A 1,177-nucleotide genomic window follows, 5' to 3' on the forward strand; every position below is an offset into this window, starting at 1 on the left:
GCCGATGTACGTTATTAGCTATGCGTTGAGCAATCGTTGCTGGGAATTAGGAAACGTACGGATTTCGTACGCTTATACCAAGTCCTGATGAGAGCGACTCGTCGCAGCCTCAAAGCACCTGAGATGTGATTCAACATGGCAAGCGAGGAGGTTTGCCATGTCCATTCCTGTCGCCCTCCGGTCTGATTACGATGCTGTTCGCCTGCGCCAGCTTGCCCGCCGGAGCAAGGATGCCCCGCAGACCCGCCGCCTGCTGGCCCTGGCGGTGATCTACGAGGGTGGCTCGCGCACCCAAGCGGCCGAGATCGGCGGAGTTAGCCTACAGACCGTGCGTGACTGGGTGCTGCGCTTCAATGTTCAGGGGCCCGATGGGCTCCTGGATAGCAAGGCGCCGGGGCAGCCCTCGATCCTGAGCGACGAGCATCGTCTGCGCCTGAGAGAGATGATCGAGACCGGCCCGATCCCGGCCGTCCACGGGGTCGTGCGCTGGCGCCTGGCTGACCTGATGCAGTGGCTCTGGGAGGAGTACCGGATCCGGATCTCCAAACAGACGCTCAGCCGTGAGCTGCGGGCCCTCAGCTTCCGCAAGCTCTCGGCCCGGCCGCGCCACCATGCAAAGTGCGAAGCGGCCGTGGCTGCTTTTAAAAAGACTTCCCCACGCGTCTGGAGGAAATCGCGACAGACGAGGCGGCTGGCAAGCCGCTAGAGATCTGGTTTGCCGATGAGGCGCGCATCGGCCAGAAGAACAAGATCACCCGCCGCTGGGCGAGACGCGGCACGCGCCCATCTGCGCCACGGGATCTGAGAACGGCTTCCGCTTACATCTTCGGGGCGATCTGCCCAGCGCAAGGCAAAGGAGCGGGTCTGGTGCTCCCTCGCTGCACCACCGAGGCCATGGCCCTGCATCTCGCTGAGATCGCGCAGGCGGTGGCGCCTGACGCGCATGCGGTGCTGCTACTCGACCAAGCTGGATGGCACGTCTCGAGGAAGCTGAAGGTGCCGACCAACATCACGCTCCTGCCGCTGCCGGCAAAGGCGCCTGAGCTGAACCCGGTCGAGAACATCTGGCAGTATATGCGGGAGAACTGGATCTCGAACCGGGTGTTCACGTCCTACACCGACATTCTCGATCACTGCTGTGCGGCGTGGAACAAGCTCACCGATCAACCCTGGACCA

Annotated in this window: 1 protein-coding gene; it reads left to right on the top strand. The window is 62.9% G+C overall.

All coding sequences use genetic code 11. From position 1 onward, the window contains the following. Positions 1–157: 157 nt before the first annotated feature. A protein-coding gene (locus tag ACYVOK_RS35935; protein WP_460667089.1) for an IS630 family transposase occupies positions 158–1,177 on the top strand; the annotation gives its coding sequence in 2 pieces (ribosomal slippage) (positions 158–688 and positions 691–1,177; 1,018 coding nt annotated over the 2 pieces). This gene is flagged as partial in the annotation.

Source organism: Kribbella swartbergensis (assembly GCF_054784135.1).